The 22,564-nt window shown below is 58.8% G+C and carries 15 protein-coding genes; 7 read left to right on the top strand and 8 right to left on the bottom strand.

Features of this window, described 5'->3' with window-relative positions; translation table 11 throughout:
* Window positions 1-129 precede the first annotated feature (129 nt).
* The gene (locus KVG95_RS00315; protein ID WP_217854129.1) at window positions 130-4,860 is read left to right on the top strand and encodes a hypothetical protein; all 4,731 of its coding nucleotides are present in this window, start codon (window positions 130-132) and stop codon (window positions 4,858-4,860) included.
* Window position 4,861: 1 nt separating this feature from the next.
* Here the strand turns inward: KVG95_RS00315 and KVG95_RS00320 are convergent, their stop codons facing one another.
* The 5 genes from KVG95_RS00320 to KVG95_RS00340 form a co-directional block, all read right to left on the bottom strand.
* The gene (locus KVG95_RS00320; RefSeq protein ID WP_217854130.1) at window positions 4,862-6,679 is read right to left on the bottom strand and encodes an ABC transporter ATP-binding protein; all 1,818 of its coding nucleotides are present in this window, start codon (window positions 6,677-6,679) and stop codon (window positions 4,862-4,864) included.
* Window positions 6,672-7,274, bottom strand: coding sequence for a DsbA family protein (locus KVG95_RS00325; RefSeq protein WP_217854466.1), 603 nt, complete (start codon window positions 7,272-7,274; stop codon window positions 6,672-6,674). Before KVG95_RS00325 ends, KVG95_RS00320 begins: the two co-directional genes overlap by 8 nt.
* Before the next feature lie 39 nt (window positions 7,275-7,313).
* The gene (gene trhO, locus KVG95_RS00330; protein ID WP_217854131.1) at window positions 7,314-8,255 is read right to left on the bottom strand and encodes an oxygen-dependent tRNA uridine(34) hydroxylase TrhO; all 942 of its coding nucleotides are present in this window, start codon (window positions 8,253-8,255) and stop codon (window positions 7,314-7,316) included.
* A gap of 207 nt (window positions 8,256-8,462) precedes the next feature.
* Entirely contained in the window at window positions 8,463-8,762 is a 300-nt protein-coding gene (locus KVG95_RS00335) for a BolA family protein (RefSeq protein WP_052964137.1), read from the bottom strand.
* 12 nt (window positions 8,763-8,774) lie between these two features.
* Entirely contained in the window at window positions 8,775-9,299 is a 525-nt protein-coding gene (locus tag KVG95_RS00340) for a DUF2059 domain-containing protein (protein WP_008005911.1), read from the bottom strand.
* Window positions 9,300-9,491: 192 nt separating this feature from the next.
* Here KVG95_RS00340 and KVG95_RS00345 point away from each other — a divergent pair, with 192 nt between their 5' ends.
* Window positions 9,492-10,886, top strand: coding sequence for a class II fumarate hydratase (locus KVG95_RS00345; RefSeq protein WP_123723130.1), 1,395 nt, complete (start codon window positions 9,492-9,494; stop codon window positions 10,884-10,886).
* Between the two features lie 130 nt (window positions 10,887-11,016).
* Here KVG95_RS00345 and KVG95_RS00350 read toward each other — a convergent pair whose 3' ends face one another.
* Window positions 11,017-11,979, bottom strand: a complete 963-nt coding sequence (locus tag KVG95_RS00350) for a DMT family transporter (protein ID WP_217854132.1) — start codon at window positions 11,977-11,979, stop codon at window positions 11,017-11,019.
* A 201-nt stretch (window positions 11,980-12,180) separates the two neighbouring features.
* Here KVG95_RS00350 and KVG95_RS29625 point away from each other — a divergent pair, with 201 nt between their 5' ends.
* Window positions 12,181-12,375 carry a DUF6316 family protein gene (locus KVG95_RS29625; RefSeq protein WP_123494538.1) on the top strand — a complete coding sequence of 65 codons (195 nt, stop codon included), beginning with the start codon at window positions 12,181-12,183 and terminating at the stop codon, window positions 12,373-12,375.
* 128 nt (window positions 12,376-12,503) lie between these two features.
* Here the strand turns inward: KVG95_RS29625 and KVG95_RS00355 are convergent, their stop codons facing one another.
* Together KVG95_RS00355 and pap are read right to left on the bottom strand one after the other, a co-directional pair.
* Window positions 12,504-13,688 carry a thiolase family protein gene (locus KVG95_RS00355; protein WP_052964147.1) on the bottom strand — a complete coding sequence of 395 codons (1,185 nt, stop codon included), beginning with the start codon at window positions 13,686-13,688 and terminating at the stop codon, window positions 12,504-12,506.
* Between the two features lie 105 nt (window positions 13,689-13,793).
* The gene (gene pap, locus KVG95_RS00360) at window positions 13,794-15,317 is read right to left on the bottom strand and encodes a polyphosphate:AMP phosphotransferase (protein WP_217854133.1); all 1,524 of its coding nucleotides are present in this window, start codon (window positions 15,315-15,317) and stop codon (window positions 13,794-13,796) included.
* Window positions 15,318-15,542: 225 nt separating this feature from the next.
* Here pap and mnmC point away from each other — a divergent pair, with 225 nt between their 5' ends.
* From mnmC to KVG95_RS00380, 4 genes are all read left to right on the top strand, one after another.
* Complete coding sequence (gene mnmC, locus KVG95_RS00365) at window positions 15,543-17,525, top strand: bifunctional tRNA (5-methylaminomethyl-2-thiouridine)(34)-methyltransferase MnmC2/FAD-dependent 5-carboxymethylaminomethyl-2-thiouridine(34) oxidoreductase MnmC1 (protein ID WP_217854134.1); 1,983 nt, start codon at window positions 15,543-15,545, stop codon at window positions 17,523-17,525.
* Between the two features lie 122 nt (window positions 17,526-17,647).
* Window positions 17,648-19,420 carry an N-acetylglutaminylglutamine amidotransferase gene (locus tag KVG95_RS00370; protein ID WP_217854135.1) on the top strand — a complete coding sequence of 591 codons (1,773 nt, stop codon included), beginning with the start codon at window positions 17,648-17,650 and terminating at the stop codon, window positions 19,418-19,420.
* Between the two features lie 3 nt (window positions 19,421-19,423).
* Window positions 19,424-21,172: an N-acetylglutaminylglutamine synthetase gene (gene ngg / locus KVG95_RS00375; protein WP_217854136.1), complete on the top strand. Its 1,749-nt coding sequence runs from the start codon at window positions 19,424-19,426 to the stop codon at window positions 21,170-21,172.
* A gap of 167 nt (window positions 21,173-21,339) precedes the next feature.
* Window positions 21,340-22,530, top strand: a complete 1,191-nt coding sequence (locus KVG95_RS00380; protein WP_008013602.1) for an osmoprotectant NAGGN system M42 family peptidase — start codon at window positions 21,340-21,342, stop codon at window positions 22,528-22,530.
* Window positions 22,531-22,564: the final 34 nt, after the last annotated feature.

A 22,564-nucleotide genomic window follows, 5' to 3' on the forward strand; every position in this document is an offset into this window, starting at 1 on the left:
GGAACAGCATTTCGATCCCTTTGCGATATACATATACCGCACGGTCTCTCTCTCATGTCGTTGTAATTGGCAGCCAGGCACCCGCGAAACTGCGGAAAACCGACCAATACGAGAAAGAGAAACCACACTATGCAAAAACCACCTGTCACTGGCGCAACAAGCAACCCGGTCACGCCCCGTCCTACTGCCGCTCAGGTCGACCAAGGGCAGATTCGGGATTATGAATTGTTGCTGTCTTTTATGCGCCTGAAGTCGACATCGCTGGCTGATTACAAGAACAAGCTTATGCAGCCTTGTTCCTTTTCCCCCCTGGATCAGGAAAACGAAAAGGGTCAAATCGCGTTGCAGCAGTTGCTCGAAGACTCCGACTATCAAGCCTTGTGCAAGACCAATAACGTGTCCCCGCGCAACCTGACTGTCACGTTGAAAGATGGCGCATATGTTTATGAAACATCAAATCTCGACGGTCAACACGAGACGGTACTGAACCTGACAGGGAACGCGAAATGGAAAAATCATCAAACCCGAATCGAAAAGTCGGTCACGTTACTGGGTGGACATATCCGCCATGACCGACTCATTCCCTTCTTCGGCATGGCCACGTTTTACGGAATGACTCCATGGAGTCCGACACACGCCGAGCAGCACCAAGCGGCCATAGATACCCTGGAAGAAAAGATCGCAAGCTTTCAACTGGGGCTTGAAGAAGACTTCAACATCCTGGATTTTCGACCTAGCCCTGTGAAGCACAGCCTCAAGTCATCCCTTGCTGGCCTGTCAGCTGCTGACATCCGTTCCCAAGTCGGATTGAAAAAAACACATTATGGGATCGCTGCCCGCGAACTCAAAACAATAATCCAAACTTATCTGTCCGATAAAACTTCGTCCCTCCTGGCTCTTCTGGCTCAAGACATACTTTCATCGGCCACGGTTGAACAGATTCGTGCTCAGCCAACCGTTTTTCTCAAGAAAATCCTCGAAAGCCCGGAAGCAGAAAAACTGGGGGCGTACCTGCTGTCCGCAATGGATTGGTACGGGGGCAAACCAGAAGAGGACTACTCGCCACGCATACGCACCAAGGTCGTCGCCAACGCACTTGAGATCTGGTTCCAGTCACCTCCCACCGACATTCCCGAACGAATCGCCGGTTACGATTTACAGGCTCGCTCAAACTGGGGGAAGAGCTACCCATCCATTAGGGGCGAGTTCGAAACCCATCTGCTCACATCAATGCAGGCATCGTCGGAAAAAGAGGCCATTGTCATCGCCAGGCTGTTCCTTCGCCAATTTCCAGCCGAGTTCAGTGTCAGCCATATTCCGTCCGATCTGCCCTATAGGAGTTCTTTCGTCTGGGTAAACTTCGTGAATGGCGTGAACCTGATCAACGCAACCGACCCCGGAGCGTTGACCAGATTCAATTTCGAGCAATTGACCAGGCTGCCCCTCGAGCGAACGGAGGGTGCATCGGCAGAACAGACGGAAATGATTGGCCTGGCGAGATTGCTTCCGACTCTGGATTGGGCGGTAACACAGGGATTCATTCCGCAAAAACGACGAGAAGAGTTCACGCAACTTCATATAGAACGGGCGCAATCGGAACTGGATAAACACATCGCAAACCTCAGTGAAGCGATCATTCAGCTCAACAAGGAACCGCCCAAACGATTGTCCATTGCGCAAGCGGCAGTAGAAACGACCTTGACGCCAAAAGTAATACGGTTCGGAGCCAAAGATAAACACTGGTATTGGAAAGAACATCTGTTGGCACGAAAAAGACACGAATATTCACGCGGGAAAGATACTCCGACTCTCCCAGGCAAAGGCTATGACTTCTATTCGGCAGCCGAAGTTGTGGCATCAGATAAGTTTGATGATGGCAAACCTTGGTACATTGCGAGAAACGATCACACCCTCACAAGACTTGAAATATCAATAGATGAGCATCGAAATATACGGAGCGAGGGTTTTTTTGGTTCGAATGGGCCAACCGGCACCTTGCCCGAGGTCAAGAAACAGTTTGACGAGAAATTCCTGAGCCACCTGCAATCACTGACAGCAGCCTACGCAACGCTGATCAACAATCTATTGGCGTCGCTGACATATTCTGATCGACAGACCCTGGAACTGGGCGAACTCAAAATTTATACCCTGAGGAAGCAAACGTTTCGTGTAGAAGCCAAACACGAAACGTCTGACAAGATTTTACCGCTGCGTGCCCGCAATGGCTTGCTGTTAGTAGCAACCTTTAACGGTCTTACCAGCACCATCGAACTGCTACCGAGGGCGGGAATTATACGTCGCATCGACAACCTTGCCCCAACCCTGTTCGGCGGAGTGCTCACCTACGAAAACTGGCCGATAGGCATGTACTCCAACTCCGTCGAGACTTTGAGCAATCAGACATTGCCTTTTGACTGGGACGCCCATGCCAACGGTGTAAAACCGAAAAGTCCAGTCAGGTGCGAGGCTATCATCGAACAACTGGATCATACATTCCTGGCACCATCGCGCGCCATCGATGAACTCCCGATGTCAATCAACTCAAGTCGCTGTAAGGAAATCAGCAACTTCATCGCCACCCAATTACTGTTCCAAGACCCAAAAGTGCTTCGCGCTACCGCCTATGGAGAGACGGAGTTTGAACGTGAGGCTGCCAGCCTGGACAAGACAAGAAAAACCATAAAGGCATTCGTACCTTTCTGGACAAATATTGAAGATCTGGATTCCGGAGAACCGGAACGCATGGTGAATGGCGCATTCGGCATTTCAGTGGATCTGGTTCCGTTTGTCAGTCCCATCGGTAAATTTGCCGCTGGGTCATTGAGACTGATTATAAATCCCGGACGATTGGCTCTAAGGATGAGGCTGCCGATATTTTCATTAACGATCAAAGAGGCAACGATTCTGACTTTGCAAGCTCTGAACCCTGCCGATATGGCGGTCTCACTGGTCCAGATATTGGGATACAAGGGGCTGGGGCTGGTTCGATCTGGAATTTTCCGAATCAAGCAATTGGCGGGCAAAGCGGGTCACTATGATTTCACGCACAGTCTGCCGCAGATCAGCAACCCTGGCCGTTGGAAGCCGTTGGCGAGCGGCGATCAGTTAGCGACTATCAGAGGCATTGACGACGTACCGGTACGAAACCTGGCCTCCTCTGGCGAGGTCAACTATCGCCTGGTTGATCCGTTATCGTCCAAGCCCTACGGCCCTTTACTTCACTCCACATCAGGCGAACTTCTGCCAGGGCGATCCCACTACAGCCCCCTGAAAAGAGAAAACGGCCATGTGATGGTCGAGGTTGCTGAAAACACCCGTGTTCGAGAAATACTTGAAGTCGATGGCCGAACCACGCTGTTTCTCGATGATGTCCCTTACCGGCTGGATGGCAATACCCTACGTCGAGTTGACCTGATTGATGACAGCGAAGCACTGAAACTTATTCCGTGCCGCCCGCGCCGCGCCCCCGGGGAAAATATCTGTATCAACAGTTATGTGACTGCAAATCCCGTTCCGACACCCCAACCTGACTCATTCGACGAAACTAAAGGCTACGCGCTGTGGTTTGGTGACCGGCTCTCCACGCCGACGGGCAGAATCGGGCACGAAGGTCAGTTTCTCACGCTCGATGGCGCGATCTACCGAGTTAGTGACAACGTGGGAAGACGCTTCGATGGCGACCTGAGAAGCCTGGGTTTCGCCCAAAGCCATCTGGTACCGAGCAAGAACATCACCGCCACCATAGAGTTTCGCAAAGGCATTTACGCGCGTATTGAGATCCGTGGAACATATGAGGACACCAATGACCTGCATCGGGTCGGGGCCATTTTGGTGCCAAACATTGATGATACGGCCACCCATGTTTTCACCCGGGTCAACACCAACCAGTACTATCTGGCGACAGTACCCAAAGGAAACAGTCTGAGCGGATCACTGACCTTCAAACGCTTGGCGAAAACAGAGATGGCTGACGGCACGCTCGGGGAGGAGCTGTTACGGGTATACACCGGCTCGCTGAATGCCAACAACATCGCCCGCATCCACGGGATCGAGGCCGTCGAGCGCGCCATGAAAACCATGGAAGATATCGCCATTCCGATCGGTACCACGGCTACGCCGTCCGGCAACATGAAATGGTTGAAGGTGGACACCAGCCCCGGCGAGGCCTTGATGTTCGATCACTCGACCCGAATGATCGTCACTCAGCTACCGGAAGGGGCAACCACCTGGACACGCAGCAAGGAAGCACCGCAAGCCTTCCGGCAAAAAACAGCAGAAATTTTCGATACCCTGTTTCTGTCGCCCACCATCAACCCCAAAGACGCCAATGCCGCATTGCGGATCGACAAAACAATGCAGAAACTGCAAAGCCTGTTGCCCATACACGAGCGTCCGTTCAATGCCAGAAATATTGCCTTCGCCGAAGTGACGCCGGTCTCGGGACATCGAGAAATCTACGTCAGTGTTTCCGGCGCTCAGGGCAGCACCACCCGTTTGCCGCTGTTTCGACATCTGGGTGCCAATCATGTCCGAATCGGCGATACAACGTACATCAACATCGATTTCAATCAGGCTTTCCCGAGAACCGCCCTCAAAGTCACGGCCGAGGGCAAGATATTGGCCGTCCCCCTCACTATCAAGGATATCGGCAACTACAAACCGGCTCAGACGAACAGGCCCACCTTGCTGGACAGTGAAAGCAAACTGATCAGCGTGATTCGGGAGAAATATCCGGACCCGAAGGAAATCCGCTCCGTCGACATGGCGACGACGATGCGTCCCTGCGGGTCGTGCTCGGTGGTGATGAAACAGTTCGGCCATGAGGGTGCCGAAAGCTCGCTTCAGGTGCTCTGGAACTAACTTACATTTTCTGCAAATGCCCATAAAGCTTGGCGTACAACCCACCATCGGCAATCAATTGCTGATGGTCGCCATCCTCGGCAACTTGCCCACCATCGAACACCAGCACCCGGTCGGCCTGCTTCACGGCCGATAACCGGTGCGCAATGATCAGCGTGGTGCGGTTGCTCAAGAACCGCGCCAGTGCCTGGTGCAGGTTGTATTCGGTGGCCGCGTCCAGGGCGGACGTGGCCTCGTCGAGGATGACCACTTTGGGTTCGGCCAACACCATCCGCGCAATCGCCAGTCGTTGACGCTGCCCGCCGGATAAACGCACACCGGAGCGCCCGACAATACTGTCCAGGCCGTTGGGCAATTCACGCACCGTGTTGTGCAGTTGAGCAATTTCCAATGCCTGCCAGCAGGCTTCGTCGCTGCGTTCGCGGCCCATGGTCAGGTTGGCCCGCACGGTATCGTTGAACAGTGCCGGATGCTGCAAGACCACGGCGACATTTTCGCGCACGGTTTCCAGGCCAATCTCTTGCTGAGTCGAACCACCGAAACGGATGGTGCCGGCCAGCGGCGTGTACAAGCCCAGCAGCAACTGCACCAGGGTGCTTTTCCCTCCCCCGCTGGCGCCGACAATCGCAACCTTTTCACCAGGAGCAATCGACAGGTTCATTTGGTTCAACACCAACTCGTCGCCGTAGCCGAAACTCAACCCCTGAACTTCGATGCCCACCGTGTCGCGCCCCTGGAACGGGTCGACACTGCCGGTGTATTGCGGCTCATCAGCACGGGCCAGCAACTCGTTGATCCGCGACAGCGCACCGCCAGCGGCGTAAAAGGCGTACTGCAAGTTGAGCAGTTGTTCTACCGGACCGATCATGAACCACAGGTAGCTGAACACGGCCAGCATCTGGCCGATGGACAGGTCGGAAAACAGCACAGTGAGCATGGCCGCGGCACGGAAAATATCGATGCCGAACTGGAACAGCAAGCCGCTGGCACGGTTCGATGCATCGGTTTTCCATTGCGAGTTCACTGCGTAATCGCGCACTTCACGCGCTCGCTGGCCCAGCCGACCGAGGAAAAAGCCCTGTCGATTACCGGCGCGCACTTCCTGGATGGCATCCAGCGTTTCGGTCAAGGCCTGGGTGAAGCGCGAGGTGCTGTCGTTCTCGAGTTTCTTCAGGTGTTTGACCCGCTTGCCCAACTGCACCGTGGCATAGATCACCAACGGGTTGAACAGCAGGATCAGCAGCGCGAGTTTCCAGTGCATCCACATCAGGATGGAGGCGGTGCCCACCAGCGTCAGCATGGCCACGAGGAAACGACTGAGGGTTTCGCCGACGAATTTGTCCAGCGTGTCCAGGTCGGTCACCAGGTGCGTAGTCACCGTGCCGCTGCCCAGGCTTTCGTATTCCCCCAGCGAAATACGCTTGAGCCGCTCGATCAACCGCACCCGGATCCGATACACGATGTCTTTGGCCAGCGCCGCAAACAATTTCGCCTGCACAACGTTGAACAACAACGCCGCACAGCGCAGTGCCAGAGTCACCAGCAGCATCAGGCCAATGTAACCCGCGGCTTTCTGCCAGACGTCAGGCAGCGCGAGGTTCATGATTTTCAGCGCGGCGTCGCCGTGGCCCAGCAGCACTTCGTCGACCAGCAACGGCAACAGCAAGGGGATCGGCACGCTGCACAGCGTTGCCAATACCGCGACGCCGTTGGCAATCCACAGGGATTTTTTATGGTGAAGGGCCAGGCGACGGATTTCTGCCCAGCTCAGACGGTCGACACGTGCAGGGGCTGGAACGTCGTCGGGCAGGTCATGCACAGGCAGCGCGCTCCAGCCAGCGGCCGAGCAACGGTGACAACACACTCAAAGGTTGATACCCATTGGTCAGCAACGCCAATTGACCATCACGCTCTGCCAGCAAAGTCGGGAAACCGGCAATGCCCAGGTCCTGGACCCAGGTGAAATCGGCAGCGGTGGCTGCGTGCTGATCGGCACGGTCGAAGGCGGCGGCGAACTCGATGCGCGGTAAACCGGCCTGCTCTGCCAGCTCCACCAACACACTGGCGTGGGTAACGTCGCGACCTTCGGCGTAGAACGCATGCTGGATCAACCCGAGCAGTTTCCACGCACAATCCGGTGCCAGGCTGCGCGCCGTCACCAGCGCCCGACACGCAGGCTCGGTGTCGTAGACGAATCCATCGGACAGCGCGCCTTCAAACTTGAACGGTTGGCCGGTGGCCTCGTGGACCGCCTGCCAGTGCTCAAGAATGTAGCGCCGGGTGGTCGGCTCCAGCGCTGAGCCGCTGCCGGTGCGCAAACCGCCGACGACCAGATGCACGTCCACCCCCGCTGCCTGCGCCTGCTCGACCAGCGCATTGGCGACTGGTGCAAAACCCCAGCACCAGGAACACATCGGGTCCATCACATAGAGCAGGCGACGTGCAGACATGGTTCAAGCCTCGGAAGGAGTTTGCTTGTAGTTGTAACCAATCGGGTGCGGCATATTGCGCGCCTTGGCCAGTTCGATCTGCTTCTGCCGGTCGATGGCACTGCGACGGGTTTTCTCGCTCAGCTTATCCCAGCAATGCGGGCAACTGATGCCGGCCACGTAATGCTCGGATGCACGGTCTTCCACACTGACGGGCGTACGGCATGCATGACATTGATCGTAGTCGCCTTCGCTGAGGTCGTGGCGCACGGTTACGCGGTTATCGAACACGAAGCAGTCGCCCTGCCATTTGGTTTCTTCCTGGGGCACCTCTTCGAGGTACTTCAGGATGCCGCCCTTGAGGTGATAAACCTCATCGAAACCCTGGTTGAGCATGTAGCTCGAGGCCTTTTCGCAGCGAATGCCGCCGGTGCAGAACATCGCGACTTTCTTGTGCACGGCCGGGTCGAAATTGGCTTTGATGTAGTCGGGAAATTCGCGAAAACTGGTGGTCTTCGGATCGATGGCGCCTTCGAAGGTGCCGATCGAGACTTCATAGTCGTTACGGGTGTCGATCAACAGCACTTCAGGATCGTTGATCAGCGCGTTCCAGTTCTGCGGGTCCACATAGGTGCCGACCTTTTTGTTCGGGTCTACGCCTTCGACGCCGAGGGTGACGATTTCTTTCTTGAGTTTGACTTTGGTGCGGTAGAACGGCTGTTCGTCGCAGTACGACTCTTTGTGATCGATGTCGTCCATGCGTGGGTCGTTCTTGAGCCACGCCATCAGCCCGTCAATGCCTTCACGGCTGCCGGACACGGTGCCGTTGATGCCTTCTTCGGCGATCAGCAGCGTGCCTTTGATGCCGTTGTCGACCATTGCTTGCAGCAGCGGTTCGCGCAGGGCGACGTAATCTTCCAGGGTGACGAACTTATACAGTGCCGCCACGACAATCTGTTGTGTCATGGGTAATTCTCCAGGTGGCTACCCTCGTAAGGGGTGAACCGGATGCGAAAAAAAACGCGCCGGGTGAGCGGCGCGTTGCGGATTCTAGCAAAAAACAGCGGCGATTGGCTTTAGATGGCCAAGATCGCAGCCTTCGGCAGCTCCTACAAAAGCACGGCCTTGCGCGACCCTGTAGGAGCTGCCGCAGGCTGCGATCTTTTGATCTGCTTAATGCTTGCTGCCGCCAGCACAGGTCGGCGAAGCCGGGGCCGCGTCGATCTGTGCCCATTCTTCCGGCGTGTAGGTATGCAGCGCCAACGCATGGAACTCGCCCATCAGTTCGCCCAAAGTGCCGTACACCTTCTGGTGACGCTTGACGCGATTGAGGCCTTCGAACTGCTGGCTGACCACCACCGCCTTGAAGTGGGTCTGTAACCCACGGCTGTGCATGTGGCTTTCATCCAGCACTTGCAGATGCTCGGGCTGTAGCAGTCCGAGCGTCGATTCAATGCGTTGTTGCATGGTCATCCCGAACTCCGCTTAAGGCTTTTTCTTGGCAGGAGCGGCGGCGCCTTTAGGCTCCAGCTCGGCCGTCATGTCAGCCAGCAGTTTGTTGACCACCGGCACCGCGCTTTCCAGCTTGGCTTGAGTCATCTGGGCCGATTGCTGAGTCAGCTGCGGCATTTTTTCCAGGACTTTCTTGCCCAGTGGCGACTGGTAGAACGCAACCAGATCCTTGAGCTCGGATTCGCTGAAATTGGTGGTGTAAAGCTTGACCATGTCTGGCTTCAGCTTGTTCCAGCCAATGGCTGCGTCCAGAGCGGCGTTGGCCTTGGCTTGATAGGTTTCCAGCAGGGCTTTTTTCGATTCAGGGGCTTTGGTCTGTTCAAAGCGCTGAGCGAACATTTGCTGCACTTGCATGTACACCGGAGTGCCCAATTTGTCAGCGTGCGCCAGGGTCAGGAAAGCTTCGGCACTGGCGTTGTGGCTGGCGGTATCGGCAAAAACCTGGCCGCTGGCGCAAACCAGTGCAACCGCGGTACAGATGGCACGAAGACGAGTCATCGAGTTTCCTTTTCTAGCAGGCGAGGCAAAACCTCAAGGGCGTCCATTCTGCACCTAAAAAAGTGTGTCACTCAACCCCAAGCCTTGTAGCGCCTGATTTAGAAGGGTTGAACGGTCAAATTCCAGACTGATGGAACCACGGCCGACGATCACGGCCTAAACTGCGCTATCAGACCGACAGGAGTGTGCATGATGAGCCGTATTGAAACCGACAGCCTGGGCCAGGTGGAAGTCCCGGATGACGCTTACTGGGGCGCTCAGACGCAACGCTCGCTGATCAACTTCGCCATTGGCAACGAGCGCATGCCGCTGGCAGTGCTGCACGCCCTGGCCCTGATCAAGAAAGCCGCGGCGCGGGTCAATGATCGCAATGGCGACCTGCCCGCCGACATCGCCCGGCTGATCGAACAGGCCGCCGACGAAGTGCTCGACGGCGACCACGACGAGCAGTTCCCGTTGGTGGTCTGGCAGACCGGCAGCGGCACCCAGAGCAACATGAACGTCAACGAAGTGATCGCCGGTCGCGCCAACGAACTGGCCGGCAACCCGCGCGGTGGCAAGAGTCCGGTGCACCCCAACGATCACGTCAACCGTTCCCAGAGTTCCAACGATTGCTTCCCCACGGCCATGCACATCGCGACGGCTAAGGCGGTGCAGCAGCATTTGCTGCCGGCGATCAGCGAGTTGTCTGGCGGGTTGGCTGAGTTGTCCGCACGGCACATGAAACTGGTCAAGACCGGTCGTACCCATATGATGGACGCCACGCCGATTACCTTCGGCCAGGAACTCTCGGCGTTCATCGCACAACTGGATTACGCCGAGCGGGCGATCCGCAGCGCGTTGCCGGCCGTCTGTGAGCTGGCTCAGGGCGGCACTGCGGTCGGCACCGGATTGAACTCGCCCCACGGTTTTGGCGAAGCGATCGCTGCTGAACTGGCCGCCCTTTCAGGCCTGCCGTTCGTCACCGCCCACAACAAATTCGCCGCCCTGGCCGGTCACGAACCGTTGGTCACTCTCTCCGGCGCCCTGAAAACCCTTGCCGTGACCCTGATGAAAATCGCCAACGACCTGCGCCTGCTGGGCTCCGGCCCGCGAGCAGGGTTTGCCGAAGTGAAACTGCCGGCCAATGAGCCCGGCAGCTCGATCATGCCCGGCAAGGTCAACCCGACTCAGTGCGAAGCGCTGTCGATGCTGGCCTGTCAGGTATTGGGCAATGACGTTGCCATCGGTTTTGCGGCGAGTCAGGGCCACCTGCAATTGAACGTGTTCAAACCGGTGATCATCCACAACCTGCTGCAGTCGATCCGCTTGCTGGGCGATGGCTGCAGCAACTTCCAGCAGCATTGCATCGCCGGGCTGGAGCCGGATGCCGAGAAGATGGCTGAGCATCTGGAACGAGGTTTGATGCTGGTGACGGCGCTGAATCCGCATATTGGCTACGACAAATCGGCCGAGATTGCCAAGAAGGCTTACAGCGAGGGGCTGACCTTGCGAGAGGCGGCGTTGCAGCTGGGGTATCTGACGGATGAAGAGTTTGACACGTGGGTGAGGCCGGAGGACATGTTGGAGGCTGGCAAGCAGGGGTGAATCTGAAAGTAATTTAGCACCTGACCGTCAGTCTTCGCGAGCAAGCCCGCTCCCACATTCGACCGCATTCCTCTGATAGAACTCGGTCACCTGTGGGAGCGGGCTTGCTCGCGAAAAACGATGACGCGGTCTATCGACCCAATGCCATCCGCACCCGCCGGGCCTTGAGCCCCGCCATCAACGATGGCCCCAACGCCACCAACGCCGACCCGAGCACCACCAACACCGCCCCGCCATAACCCAAGCCATTGATCTGTTCGGCATGCACATACTCCGGCCATAACCACGCGGCAACGGCCACGGCGGCAAAGGTCACCAGCGGTGTGATCGCCAGCGTCGCGCTGACCCGCGAAGCCTCCCAATGGGCCAGGGCTTCAGCGAAGGCGCCATAAGCGATCAGCGTGTTCAAACAGCACGCCAACAACAGCCAGCCTTGCAGCGGGCTCAATTGCAGCGCCTCCAGCGGATGCACCCACGGCGTCAGCAACAGCGCACAGAACAGGTAAATCACCATCATCACCTGCAACGAATTCCACACCGTGAGCAACTGCTTCTGGCCCAAGGCATAGAAGGTCCAGACCGTGGACGCCAACAGCACCATCAGCACACCGGCGGTGTAATCGGTCAGGGAGGTGAGCAACTCGCTCAAACGCTGATTGAAGAACAGCGCAAAGCCGATCAGCAGCACCAACAGGCCAATCCCCTGCCCCACGCTGAAACGCTCCTTGAACACGAACAGACTGGCGATCAGCAACATGATCGGGCCCATTTGCACCACCAGCTGCGCGGTTCCGGGGCTGAGCAGGTTCAGGCCCATCAGGTACAGCACGTAGTTGCCGACCAGTCCGAGTACCGCCATCAACACCAGCCAGCCACCGCGCGGGCCGAGAACTTTGCGACTCGGCAGGCGTTTGGTCGCCGCCAGATAAATGAACAGGCAACCGCCGGACACCAGCAGGCGAAACCAGGTTACCGTCACCGGGTCCATCACCAGCAGCACTTGCTTGAGCTTGATCGGCAGGATTCCCCACAGCAACGCAGTCAGCAAGGCCAGGCACAGACCATAAACCCAGCGACCCGATGAAATATGCATGCTGACCCCGAAGCCGATTGGCGAAAACGGTCATTCTAGGCTCAGACCGGGGCGCGACACAGGGACAGTTGCCAACGGGCCGCGAATGAAACTGTGCAGGTCGCAGCATAAAGTTGACGATATGCCGTCGATCAGGTGGCCAGGCGGGGTAAGTGGTTCATGCATAAGCTCATTGAAACCGTCACCCGCAGGAGATCGCCCATGTACGGCATGCGCGCCCAAGACAACGCCCCCGCCACCCACTTTCGCTGTGACCGCTTGTGTCGTGTGAATGGAGAGCTGTATTTCACCACGCGAGAACACACGCTGGAGGGGCCGTTTGAAAACCGAGAGGCAGCGGTGCGTGAGATTCAGGCATATATCGAGCGGATGCAGTTCTTGTGCATGAGCCGATAGACCGCAGTGTCTGCATTCGCGAGCAAGCCCGCTCCCACATTTAACCGTGTCCAACGTTGGAACTCGGTCAAATGTGGGAGCGGGCTTGCTCGCGAATGCGGTTGATCAGGCAACAAAACACTTAAGGTCTAACGCACCGCCTCAAACAACCCCGTAGCCCCCATCCCGCCCCCCACGCACATGGTGACGATGCCGTAGCGCAGGTTACGCCGCTGCAACTCTCGCACGATGTGCCCGACCTGACGCGAACCGGTCATGCCGAACGGGTGGCCGATGGCAATCGAACCGCCATTGACGTTGTATTTGTCGTTGTCGATTTCCAGCCGATTGCGGCTGTACAGGCATTGCGAGGCAAATGCTTCGTTGAGCTCCCACAGATCAATGTCGGCAACCTGCAACCCCTTGGCCTTGAGCAACTTTGGCACCGAGAACACCGGGCCGATGCCCATCTCGTCCGGCTGACACCCGGCCACGGCAAAACCGCGGAAAAAGGCTTTGGGCTTGAGCCCCAGCGCCAGGGCTTTTTCCAGACTCATCACCAGGGTCATCGAAGCGCCATCGGACAGCTGCGACGAGTTGCCGGCGGTCACCGAGCCGTCTTCGGCAAACACCGGTTTCAACCCGGCCAGGCTTTGCAGCGTAGTGTCCGGGCGGTTGCAGTCGTCGTGATCGACGATGCCGTCGAGGATCTGCACCTGGCCGGTGACCTTGTCTTCGACGCGATACTTCACCGCCATCGGTACGATTTCATCGTTGAACAATCCGGCGGCCTGCGCCAGGGCGGTACGCTGCTGACTTTGCAGGGCGTACACATCCTGCTCTTGGCGACTGACATCGTAACGACGCGCGACGATCTCGGCGGTCTGGCCCATGGGAAAATAGATGCCCGGCACCTGCTCTTTCAGCAATGGGTTGATCAGGTTGTCGGTGTTGACGCTTTTCATGGTCAGGCTGATCGACTCGACGCCGCCAGCGACAATGATGTCGCTGCAGCCCGAAGCGATCTGATTGGCGGCAATGGCGATGGCCTGCAAGCCTGACGAACAGAAGCGGTTAAGGGTCATGCCACCCGTGCCAATACCCAAGTGCGACAGCACCGCGACGTTGCGGCCGATGTTGAAGCCCTGGGCGCCTTCGTTGGAGCCGGCGCCGACGATGCAATCCTCGACGCTGGCCGGGTCGACGTCATTGCGCGTGAGCAGCGCGTTGACACAGTGGGCCGCCATGTCGTCCGGACGGGTCATGTTGAACTTGCCGCGAAAGGACTTGGCCAGGCCGGTCCGTACGCTGTCGACGATCACCACTTCACGCATGGCATACACCTCATTGTTGTTGTCAGTCAGGAGTTGGACCGAGCATAAGTCCACCCTATGACTGACCGCGACAATCATTCACCCCGCGTATGCGTAGCCATCGGTTCAGCGCTTGCGCTTTTGCAGTTTCTTCTCGCGTTTGTCGGACTTTTCGAAGGCCTCTTCCAGCGCCTGGTTAATGGTGCGCAGGACCTTGACCCGCGCCCAGCGCTTGTCGTTGGCTTCCACCAGAGTCCACGGCGAGATCTCGGTGCTGGTGCGATCGACCATATCGCCGACGGCGGCACGGTAATCGTCCCACTTGTCGCGATTACGCCAGTCGTCTTCAGTGATCTTGAAGCGCTTGAAGGGGATCTCTTTGCGCTCCTGGAAACGCTCCATCTGAGTCTGTTTGTCGATGGCCAGCCAGAACTTGACCACGATCACTCCGGCATCGGCGATCTGCTCTTCAAAGTCGTTGATCTCGCCATAGGCGCGCATCCAGTCCGCCTTGCTGCAAAAGCCTTCAATGCGTTCCACCAGCACCCGACCATACCAGGAACGATCGAACACAGTGAATTTCCCCCGCGCCGGAATATGCCGCCAGAACCGCCAGAGATACGGCTGCGCCCGTTCATCCTCGGTGGGCGCGGCGATCGGAATGATGTCGTACTGGCGTGGGTCGAGCGCTGCGGCCACCCGACGGATTGCCCCGCCCTTGCCTGCCGCGTCGTTGCCTTCAAACACCGCGATCAACGCGTGCCGACGCATGCGCTTGTCGCGCATCAGCCCGGAAAACCGAGCCTGCTCGGTAATCAGTTGCTCTTCGTAATCGTCCTTGTCCAGCTGCAGGGTCAAGTCCAGGCTGTCGAGCAGATTCACTTGATCGACGCTGGGGAACAAGGGCGCTGCGCTGACTTTGTGCGGGTGAATCCTCGGTCTCTTCAGCGCGCTCTGCAGGCCCTCGAGCAAGATCTTGCCGACCGTCAGGCTCCGATAGCGCGCGTCCACGCCGGCGATCACATGCCACGGCGCATAGTCGCGACTGGTGCGACGCAGCACCCGTTCGCCGTACTTCACGAACTTGTCGTAGGTCGCGGATTGTTGCCAGTCCAGCGGGCTGATGCGCCAGCTGTGCAGCGGGTCGTCGGCCAGCGCCTTGAGCCGTGCTTTCATTTGTTTTTTGGAGAGGTGAAACCAGAACTTGAAGATCAACGCGCCTTCGTCGCACAGCATTTTCTCCAACCGCTCGGCCCCGTTGATGCTTTGATCGAGTCGCGGATCCTTGAACAAACCATGAACCCGTCCCTGCAGCATCTGGCTGTACCAGTTGCCGAAGAAAATCCCCATGCGGCCCTTGGCCGGGAGCATCCGCCAATAGCGCCAGGCCGGTGGTCGCGCCAGTTCTTCGTCAGTCTGCTGGTCGAACGTACGCACCTCAATCAGGCGCGGGTCCATCCATTCATTGAGCAACTTGACCGTCTCGCCCTTGCCGGCCCCTTCAATGCCGTTGATCAAAATGATGACCGGAAAGCGGTGTTGCTGACGAAGTTCGAACTGCGCTTCGAGCAAGGCCCCACGCAAGGCCGGCACTTCGGCGTCATAGGTTTCTTTGTCGATGGCATGACCGATTTCGGCGGATTCGAACATAGAGCAGCTCCTTCCAGGATTGAGCAAGACTAGCGGATTGGGCAGGTAGTCATCAGAGAAATTCCCTGAGGAGCTTTTGTGGCGAGGGGGCGTTCCGACAAGCCCCCTCGCCACAAAAGTCTGATGGCAAATTTTCGTTGCCCCATCGTCCTTGCGTCTTGCCATGGATCAAGCGCCGTTGCGGCGATCGGCTAGAATGGCCACCTTGCCGTTGCCGAGCCTGCCATGAAACCTGTATTGCCCCACGCCCAGCTCGACTGGGACGACCAAGGTCGCCCGCGTTCGCGGGTGTTCGATGATGTGTATTTTTCCGACCTGTCGGGCCTTGAAGAAACTCGTTACGTGTTTCTGCAGCAAAACGATTTGCGTGACCGTTTCGCCGCCTTGCCTGTGGAGGGTCGACTGGTGATTGGCGAGACTGGTTTCGGTACCGGGCTGAATTTTCTCTGCGCCTGGCAGTTGTTCGAACAGCACGCGGTGGCCGGTGCGCGGTTGCATTTTGTCAGCGTCGAAAAATACCCGCTGAGCGCGCCCGACCTGCAACGGGCCTTGGCGTTATGGCCGGAGCTCAAGCCGTTTGCCGATCAATTGCTGGCGCAATACGTAGCGATCCATCAAGGCTTTCAGCGTCTGGTGCTGGACAACGGCCGTGTCACCCTGACCTTGCTGATCGGCGATGCACTTGAGCAGTTGCCGCAACTGGATGCGCAGATCGACGCGTGGTTTCTCGACGGTTTCGCCCCGGCGAAAAACCCCGACATGTGGACCGCCGAATTGTTTGCCGAACTGGCACGCCTGGCAGCACCCGGCTCGACCATCAGCACCTTCACCAGCACCGGCTGGGTGCGCCGCCTGCTGAACGCGGCGGGTTTCAAGATGAAACGCACGCCAGGCATCGGCCATAAATGGGAAATTCTGCGGGGCACGTTCCTCGGTTGGCCTGAAGACGTGGCACTGCCTGCCGCGACAAAACCATGGTTCGCTCGCCCACAACCGCTGACCGGCGAACGTCGCGCCCTGGTGATCGGTGCCGGGCTGGCCGGTTGCGCCAGTGCCGCCAGCCTGGCCGCGCGGGGTTGGCAAGTGAGCCTGCTGGATCGCCACCAAGCACTGGCGCAGGAAGCCTCGGGTAATCCTCAGGGTGTGCTGTACCTAAAGCTTTCGGCCCATGGCACGGCGTTGTCGCAATTGATCGTCAGCGGTTTTGGCTACACCCGACGTCTGCTGGAACAGCTGCAGCGTGGCGTCGACTGGGACGATTGCGGAGTCTTGCAACTGGCCTTCAATGCCAAGGAAGCCGAGCGTCAGGCGCAATTGGTCGCGGCCTTTTCACCGAGCCTGGTGCACCTGCTCGATCAACCCCAGGCCCAGGCCCGAGCCGGCATCGAATTGGCGCACGGCGGCTTGTTCTACCCTGAAGGCGGCTGGGTTCATCCGCCCGCGTTGTGCCAGTGGCAGGCGTCCTCAACGAACATCCAGTGGCTGCCCCATCGCGAGGTGCTGGAACTGCGCAAGGTCGATGATCAATGGCAGGCCTGGGACGGCGATGCACTGTTGGCCAGTGCGCCCGTGGTGATTCTGGCCGGCGCCGCCGAGATCAAGCGCTTTCCACACAGCGCCGACCTACCCCTCAAACGCATTCGCGGCCAGATCACCCGACTGGCGCAAACTCCTGAAAGCCAGAGCCTGGCGACCGTCGTCTGCGCCGAAGGCTATGTGGCGCCGGCACGCCTGGGCGAACACACACTCGGCGCCAGCTTCGATTTCAAGAGCGATGAACTGACCCCGACCGTCGCCGAGCACCTCGGCAATCTGGCGTTGCTCGAGGAAATCTCCACTGACTTGGTCGCCCGTCTACATGTTTCGGACCTGGACCCGCAGCAGCTTGAAGGTCGTGCGGCATTTCGCTGTACCAGCCCGGATTACCTGCCGATCGTCGGACCGTTGGCCGAACAGGCCGCCTTCGCCGAGGCCTATGCCACGCTAAGCAAAGATGCCCGGCAAGTGCCCGATGTTCCCTGCCCATGGCTCGAGGGGTTTTATGTCAATAGCGGTCACGGTTCTCGCGGTTTGATCACCGCGCCGTTGTCTGGCGAGCTGTTGGCGGCATGGCTTGAAAACGAGCCGTTGCCGCTGCCAAAAACAGTGGCCGAGGCCTGCCATCCCAACCGTTTTGCCTTGCGCCAATTGATCCGCGGAAAAGCCTGACCCACAGCCTTATAACTTATCGGTCTAAAACTCCAGGGATTCACGTGGGTCAGTTTCTGAGTACCCGCCGTTTTTGGCGGGTATCGATTGACCCTCCCCAACGGAAAAACCGGTAAGGACTTATGTGCGGATTAGCTGGAGAATTACGTTTCGACCATCAACCTGCGGACCTCGCAGCCATAGAACGAATCACCCATCACCTGGCCCCTCGCGGCCCTGATGCGTGGGGCTTCCACAGCCAAGGGCCGATTGCCCTGGGCCATCGGCGCCTGAAAATCATGGACCTGTCGGACGGCTCGGCGCAGCCGATGATCGACAACCAACTGGGCCTGTCCCTGGCCTTCAACGGCGCGATCTACAACTTCCCGGAACTGCGCACCGAGCTGGAAAGCCTCGGTTACGCCTTCTATTCCGGCGGCGACACCGAAGTGCTGCTCAAGGGCTATCACGCCTGGGGCGAAGCCCTGTTGCCCAAACTCAACGGCATGTTCGCCTTCGCCATTTGGGAGCGCGACGCCAAGCGTCTGTTCATCGCCCGCGACCGTCTCGGCGTAAAACCCTTGTACCTGTCGCGCACCGGTCAACGCCTGCGCTTTGCCTCGGCTCTGCCGGCATTGCTCAAGGGCGGCGACATCAACCCGATCCTCGACCCGGTGGCGCTCAATCACTACCTGAATTTCCACGCCGTGGTTCCGGCCCCGCGTACCTTGCTGACGGGCATCGAAAAGCTGCCCCCGGCGAGCTGGATGCGCATCGACGCGGATGGCACCACCGAGCAGAAAACCTGGTGGACCCTGCCCTACGGCCCACACGCCGACGAGCTGAATCTGACCCTCGAAGACTGGCGCGATCGCGTGCTCGACAGCACCCGTGATGCAGTGGCGATCCGTCAACGGGCGGCGGTGGATGTTGGCGTGCTGCTTTCCGGCGGCGTCGATTCAAGCATGCTGGTCGGCCTGTTGCGCGAAGTCGGCGTTGAAAACCTGTCGACCTTCTCCATCGGTTTCCAGGATGCCGGCGGCGAGCGCGGTGACGAGTTCCAGTATTCGGACCTGATCGCCAAGCACTACGGCACCCAACATCACCAACTGCGCATCGACGAAAAAGAGATCATCGAGCAACTGCCCGCGGCGTTCCGCGCCATGAGCGAGCCGATGGTCAGTCATGACTGCATCGCGTTCTATCTGCTGTCTCGCGAAGTGGCCAAGCACTGCAAGGTGGTGCAAAGCGGCCAAGGCGCGGACGAGTTGTTCGCCGGTTATCACTGGTATCCGCAGGTTGACGGTGCGAGCGATCCGTATGCCGCGTATCGCGATGCGTTTTTCGACCGCAGCTACGCCGACTACGCGGCCACGGTGCAGCCGAAATGGCTGACGGCCAACGACGCGGCCGGCGACTTCGTGAAGGAACATTTCGCTCAGCCCGGTGCCGACGCAGCCGTGGACAAAGCCCTGCGTCTGGACAGCACCGTGATGCTGGTGGATGACCCGGTCAAACGGGTCGACAACATGACCATGGCTTGGGGGCTAGAAGCGCGTACGCCGTTTCTCGACTATCGCCTGGTGGAATTGTCGGCGCGGGTGCCGGGCAAATTCAAACTGCCGGATGGCGGCAAGCAAGTCTTGAAAGAAGCGGCGCGGCTGGTTATTCCGAGTGAAGTGATCGACCGCAAAAAGGGTTACTTCCCGGTCCCCGGCCTCAAGCATTTGCAGGGCGATACGCTGAACTGGGTGCGTGAACTGTTGCTCGATCCGAGTCAGGATCGTGGCCTGTTCAACCCCGCCATGCTCGACCGCCTGCTGACCGATCCGCAAGGTCAACTGACCCCGTTGCGCGGCTCCAAGCTGTGGCAATTGGCAGCCCTGAACCTGTGGCTCAGTGAACAAGGAATCTGATCGATGAAACCTCACGCCACGGCTTATAGCCAACGCCTGTTGCGCGGTCAGGCGCCCTCTTATGAACGCTTGCAGGCGCGTCTGGCCGAAGACGGCAGTGAATTGGGCGCCGCGCCCATCGCGGTGCATTGCGGCTGGGGCCGGTTGCTGATCGGGCATACCTTTCCCGATGCCGCGAGCCTTGCCCTAGAGCTGCTCAATGAGCAGCCCGGTGAGCGGGACATCGCCTTGTACGTTGCCGCGCCTCAGCAAGTGCTGGGGCTGGAGCCGGCGCAGCTGTTTCTCGACCCGTCCGACACCTTGCGCCTGTGGTTCAGCGATTACCGCCAAGCCACTCGGGTTTTTCGCGGCTTCCGCATCCGTCGGGCGCAAAGCGAAGCGGATTGGCAGGCGGTCAATCAGCTGTATCAGGCGCGCGGCATGCTGCCGATTGATGCGAGTTTGCTGACGCCCCATCACCAGGGCGGCCCGGTTTACTGGCTGGCCGAAGATGAGGACAGCGGCACAATCATCGGCAGCGTCATGGGCCTGAATCATCACAAGGCCTTCAACGACCCGGAGAACGGCAGCAGCCTTTGGTGCCTGGCGGTCGATCCACAATGTTCCCGCCCAGGCGTCGGTGAAGTGCTGGTGCGGCACTTGATCGAACACTTCATGAGCCGTGGCCTGAGCTACCTGGACCTGTCTGTGCTGCACAACAACCGTCAGGCGAAAAGCCTTTACGCCAAGCTCGGTTTTCGCAACTTGTCGACCTTCGCCATCAAGCGCAAAAACGGCATAAACCAACCATTGTTTCTCGGCCCTGGCCCGGAAGCCGAGTTCAATCCGTATGCGCGAATCATCGTCGAGGAGGCTCATCGGCGCGGCATTGATGTGCAAGTGGACGACGCCCAGGCCGGCCTGTTTACCTTGATTCACGGCAGTCGCCGGGTGCGTTGCCGCGAATCCTTGAGCGATCTGACCAGCGCCATCAGCATGACGTTGTGCCAGGACAAAAGCCTGACCCACAAGGTGCTGAAAAACGCTGGCCTTAAACTGCCCGCCCAACAACTGGCGGGGAGCGCGGATGACAACCTGGCGTTTCTCGACGAGCACGAACGGGTGGTGGTCAAACCGCTGGACGGTGAACAGGGCCAAGGGGTGGCGGTGGATTTACGCACCATCGAAGAGGTCCAGCAAGCCATCGAAAACGCCCGCACATTCGACAATCGAGTGCTGCTGGAAAGTTTTCACGAAGGCCTCGACTTGCGAGTTCTGGTGATCGGCTTCGAAGTGGTCGCGGCCGCCATTCGCCGGCCGGCGGAAGTGGTGGGCGATGGTCAGCATTCCATTGGTGCGCTGATCGAAGCCCAGAGCCGTCGCCGTCAGGCGGCGACCAGCGGTGAAAGCAAAATCCCGCAGGACCATGAGACCCAGCGCACGTTGCAGGCTGCGGGTTATGACTACAGCAGCATTCTGCCGGCCGGTGAGCATCTGTTCGTACGGCGCACGGCGAATCTTCATACCGGCGGCATTCTTGAAGACGTCACGGCAATTCTGCATCCGACCTTGGTGGATGCGGCGGTGCGCGCGGCGCGGGCGCTGGATATTCCGATGGTCGGGCTCGACCTGATGGTGCCAGCCGCTGATCAGTCGGAGTATGTATTTATCGAAGCCAATGAGCGCGCCGGGCTGGCCAACCATGAACCGCAACCGACGGCCGAGCGGTTTGTGGATTTGTTGTTTCCGCATAGTCAGCCGGCGGCCTCTTAGTGATGTGGTGCCCGGACTGACACCTTCGCGAGCAAGCCCGCTCCCACATTTGACCGCGTTCCCCTGTGGGAGCGGGCTTGCTCGCGAAGGCGGCCTCACAGGCGCTGAACATCTCCAGACCTCCCCTCATCGAAACCATCGATGCTCTCAACCCATCAGGAGTTTCCATGACCAGCAAAATTCCCGAACCGGACCTCAATTACCTGCAAAAAGTCCTGCTGGAAATGCTCGCCATTCCCAGCCCCACCGGGTTCACCGATACCATCGTGCGTTACGTCGCCGAGCGTCTCGAAGAGTTGGGCATTCCCTTTGAGATGACTCGTCGCGGCACCATCCGCGCCACCCTCAAGGGCAAGAAAAACAGCCCGGACCGCGCGGTCTCCGCTCACCTGGACACCATTGGCGCAGCGGTTCGCGCAATCAAGGACAACGGTCGCCTGACCCTGGCGCCGGTCGGTTGCTGGTCCAGCCGCTTTGCCGAAGGCAGCCGCGTCAGTCTGTTCACCGACAACGGCGTGATTCGCGGCAGCGTGTTGCCGCTGATGGCTTCCGGGCACGCGTTCAATACTGCCGTGGATGAAATGCCGATCAGCTGGGATCACATCGAGTTGCGCCTGGACGCCTACTGCGCCACCCGCGCCGATTGCGATTCGCTGGGGATCAGTGTCGGCGATTTCGTCGCCTTCGACCCGTTGCCAGAGTTCACCGAAAGCGGCCACATCAGCGCCCGCCACCTCGATGACAAGGCCGGCGTTGCCGCACTGCTGGCGGCGCTGAAAGCGATTGTCGACAGCGGCGAAGAGTTGATGATCGACTGCCATCCGCTGTTCACCATCACCGAAGAAACCGGCAGCGGTGCGGCGGCAGCCTTGCCTTGGGATGTCAGCGAATTCGTCGGTATCGACATCGCGCCGGTCGCGCCCGGCCAGCATTCCAGCGAACACGCGGTGAGTGTGGCAATGCAGGATTCCGGCGGGCCTTATGACTATCACCTGTCGCGCCACCTGCTGCGCCTGGCCAGCGACAACGAACTGCCGGCGCGCCGTGACCTGTTCCGCTATTACTTCAGCGATGCTCACTCAGCCGTCACTGCTGGCCACGACATCCGCACCGCCCTGCTGGCCTTCGGTTGCGATGCCACCCACGGCTATGAACGCACCCACATCGACAGCCTCGCCGCCCTCAGCCGCCTGCTCGGCGCCTACATCCTCAGCCCGCCGGTGTTCGCCAGCGATGCACAACCGGCCAAGGGATCGCTGGACCGGTTCAGTCACCAGATCGAACACGAGACGCAGATGGAAAGCGATACGCGGGTGCCGTCGGTCGATAGTTTGATTGGGCAGCGTTCGGAGGGCTGATTTTTTTCCTTGAGGTATTGGGTGTCTGGTCTAT

The sequence above is a fragment of the Pseudomonas farris genome (assembly GCF_019145235.1).
GTDB lineage: Bacteria > Pseudomonadota > Gammaproteobacteria > Pseudomonadales > Pseudomonadaceae > Aquipseudomonas > Aquipseudomonas farris.